Here is a 4,068-nt window from a genome sequence, read left to right as displayed (position 1 = left end):
GGCGCGCGCCTGCCGCCGCTGCCGGCGCGGCTTCGGCCGCCACGGCCAGCGCGGCGGGCGCCGCCGGTACCCAGTAGCGCTCCTTGGCGAACGGATAGGTCGGCAGGCTGATACGGCGCGGCGTGGCCTGGCCATACAGCTTCAGCCAGTCGAAGCTGAAGCCCTGGACCCAGAGACCGAGGAGTTTTTCATACTTGCCCTTGGCAATCCAGGCATCGACGATGGCGCCCATGTCTTCATCCGCGGAAAACACGCCGGCGACGCTTTTTTCGCCCCGCGCCTGGCCCCGGTAGACGGCCGCGCCGGGCTCGGCGCCGCGCAGCCAGTCGCCAAGCTGGCCGCGCAGCGCCTGCAGCGAATCGGCTTGCAGGGCTAGCCTTTCATCCATCGCCTCGCGTCCGACTTGCAGGGTGTAGGCGATATCGGCCAGGTCCGCATCCGTCCAGCTCTGCAGCTCGAGAGCCCGGACCAGCTGCCGCACCTGTAGCGCCAGCGCCTGCCCGGTGCGCGCTGACAGCACGATCAGGGCGGGCGGACGGTTCCCGGCGCCGGCGCTGCCGGTGGCGGCATACTCCTCGATGATGAGGTGGGCGTTCGCGCCGCCGGCGCCAAATGAGGAAATGCCGGCGATGCGCGGCACCTCGTGCGGCGTGCCATCGCGCATGCGCAGCGGCCGTTTCCATTCCCCCAGTTCCTGCTGCACCACGAAGGGACTGGCGGCAAAGTCGATGTGCGGATTGAGCACGGACGAATGCAGCGACGGCGCCAGCTGGCCGTGGCGCATCTGCAGCAGCACCTTGGTCAGGGCCGCAATGCCGGCGGCGCTCTCGCAATGGCCGATATTCGACTTGACCGAGCCGATGGCGCAGAACTGCCGGTCGGGCGTCTGCTCGCGGAAAGCGCGGCTCAGGCCCGCGATCTCGATCGGATCACCCAGCGAGGTGCCCGTGCCATGCGCCTCGACGTAGCTGATATCGCGCGCATCGATGCCCGCACGACGCAAGGCGCGCGCGACCACCTTGCCCTGCCCTGCCGGGCTGGGCACCGTGTAGCCATTGGTCTTGCCGCCGTGATTGAGCGCCGAGCCCTTGATGACGCCATAGATATGGTCGCCATCGGCGATGGCCTTCGCCAGGGGCTTGAGCAGCACCGCGCCCACGCCTTCGGCCGGCACGTAGCCATCGCCGCCCTCGCCGAAGCTCTCGCACTGGCCCTTGCTGGAGACGAAACGCCCCTGTGCCAGCATCAGGTATTTATTCGGATGCACCGATACGTTCACGCCGCCTGCCAGTGCCAGCTCGCACTCGCCTTCGTGCAAGCTCTGGCAAGCCAGGTGGATCGCCGTCAGCGACGACGAGCACATGGTATTGACGGCCATGCTGGGACCATTGAAATTGCAGAAATACGATACCCGGTTGGCGACGGAGGACGGGTTCGACGAGACCGCCACGTGGCGGCCGCGCGCATGCGCCGCCGCGCCGAACAGCTGGTATTCCTCATACATCACGCCGACGAAAACGCCCACGTTGCCATTGGCCTGGCTGGCCAGCGCGGCGCGCGTGTAGCCGGCGTCTTCCAGGGTCGCATACGCACATTGCAGGAACAGGCGCTCCTGCGGATCGGTAAATTGCGCATGCAGCGGCGGGATATTAAAGAATAGCGGGTCGAATTCATCGACGCCGTCGATGAAGCCGCCCCACTTGCTGTAGGTCATGCCCGGCATGTCGCGGTTGGCATCGAAATACAGGCTGTGGTCCCAGCGCCCGGCAGGAACCTCGCTGATGCAGTCCTTGCCGTCCTTGAGGTTATCCCAGAACGCCTGCACATTGTCCGCTTGCGGATAGCGTCCGGCCAGGCCGACGATGGCGATATCCTGGCGCGCCAGCGCACTGGCAGGCGCGGGCGCGGGCGCAGGACCGCCCGCTGCCGCCGCATAGCGGCGTTGCCGCGGCGCGGCGGCGGAGGCAGCCTGCGTGTTGGCTGGCGGCATTGCCGCCGGTGCGGCCGGTGCGGCCGGCACCGCCAGCAGCGGCTTGACGCCCAGCACTTCCTGCAGACGCTGCGGATAGGTGGCGATGAAATAATCGATCAGGTCCTGTGCCGTATGGTGTTCGAAGACCAGGGTTTTCGACAGATTGCCAAAGACTTTTTCAAGCTGGCTGACCAGTCCCATGGCCATGATGGAATCGATGCCATATTTTTCCAGCGGTGCGCTGACGTCGATGCGGTCAACGGACAGCTTGATAATGCCGGAGAGCAGTTTCAGGAAATACTGCGCCGCCCTTTCCGCCAGCTGGGCATCGGCCGCCACGGGCAGCGGCGGCGTGCTGGCCGCGACGGCTGCGGCTGCCGGCGCCTGCCAGCTGTTGCGCATCTTGCCGGCATCGCCCTGCATCACCACCATCTGGTCCTGCCCCGTGGCCAGCACGCGGTACAGCGCGGCCACGCCGTCGCCGGTGCCCATCGCCAGCATGCCCGCATCCTGCGCCAGCAAGTGCGCGGCCTGCTGATCCATGCGCATGCCGCCCTCCTGCCACAGCGGCCAGTTGACCGATACCGTCCGGCCATGGCGCTGTTCCAGCGCCACCAGGCTGTTGCGGTAAACGGCATAGGCATCCATGAACGCGTTGGCCGCGGCATAGTCGGCTTGTCCGGCATTGCCATAGGCACCGGCCAGCGAGGAAAAACAGATCAGGAAATCGAGCTTCAGCTTCCGGCTTGCCTCGTCGAGATGCAGCAATCCCAGGGTCTTCGGCGCGAGGACCGCCTGCAGTTCGTGCGTTGTTTTCTTCAGGATGAAGTTGTCGCGCATGATGCCGGCCGCATGGATGATGCCATCGAGCGTGCCATGGTCGCGCACCATGCCTTCGACCAGCGCGGCGACGGCCGCCTTGTCCGTCACGTCCGCCTGGAGGTATTGCACCCGCGCACCCAGCGCCTCCAGCGCCTGCAGCTGGCGCAGCCCGGCCTCGCCTGCTGCCGAACGCCCGGTCAGCACCACGGTGGGGGCAGCTACCTGGCGTGCGATTTCCTGCGCAAAGATCAGTCCCAGCCCGCCCAGGCCGCCCGTAATCAGATATACCCCGCCCGCCTTCCATGGCTTGCGCATGGCGCGCGCGCTGGCCGTGACGTCCTTCCAGCCGGCGACCCAGCGACCGTCTTCCTCGTAGCGAATGTGCCGGTCCTGCGGCATGTGGCGGTTTTCCAGCAGCTTGGCGGGCAAGCCACGATGCAGCTGCGTGTCATCGAGGGCGATCAACTGGCCTATCAGCAAGGGATTTTCCAGGTGCGCCGTTTTCAGCAGGCCGCTCAGCCCGGCCATCAGCTGATGGCCGCTCAAGGCGGGCACCACGATCTGGAACAGGACTTTGCCCGCCGGCCGCGCCTGCAGTATCCACTTGATTTCCTCGAAGGCGGCCACGGTATAGCGCTGGAAGTCCTCCACCATGCCGTGATGATGCGAGGCGATCTGGATGCAGCGCGCGCCCGTCGGGCCCACGATATCCTGGCTGGAAACGCTGGGCATATCGCAGATCATCACCACATGCTGGGCATAGGCGGGTTCCTCGGCCTGCAAGCGCACCTCGCTCGGCAGCCATTCCGGTTCCAGCAGCACGGTGCCCTCTTCCGCCGTCGCGCTCGCGCCGCCGGCCACGCGCGAAGAAAATGCCGTCAGCCGCACGCACACGGCGCCATCCGGATCGCACAGGTCGATATCGAGCTTGCGCACGCGCGCGTCCGCCTGGTCAGGCGCACGCGTGCGCACCAGCGCCCACATGCTGGGACCGCATTCGCCCAGCACCTCCAGGCGCTCCAGGCCGAACGGCAGCGGCGCGCCGCCGCCCGCCGCGCCCAGCGACAGCCCGACCGGCGCCTGCAGCGCCGCATCGAGCAGGCTCGGATGCAGGCCATAGGCGCTAGCCTGCGCCGCCTGCCCTGCAGGCAGCTCCAGCCGCGCCAGCACCTGTCCCTGGCCCACGTACAGCGTGTGCAGTGCGCGCAGGGCCGGACCATACGCCAGCCCCAGTTCGCCAAGCGCGGCGTAGCACTGCCCGGCCGACAGCTCGG

Annotated in this window: 1 protein-coding gene; it reads right to left on the bottom strand. The window is 67.3% G+C overall.

Going from position 1 to position 4,068, the window contains the following annotated elements; genetic code table 11:
* The coding region (locus ACZ92H_RS29275; protein ID WP_465052396.1) for an SDR family NAD(P)-dependent oxidoreductase at window positions 1-4,068 on the bottom strand (4,068 nt) is incomplete at both ends.

This window comes from Janthinobacterium foliorum (assembly GCF_978021625.1).
This window is presented reverse-complemented; position numbering and strand designations above follow the sequence as displayed.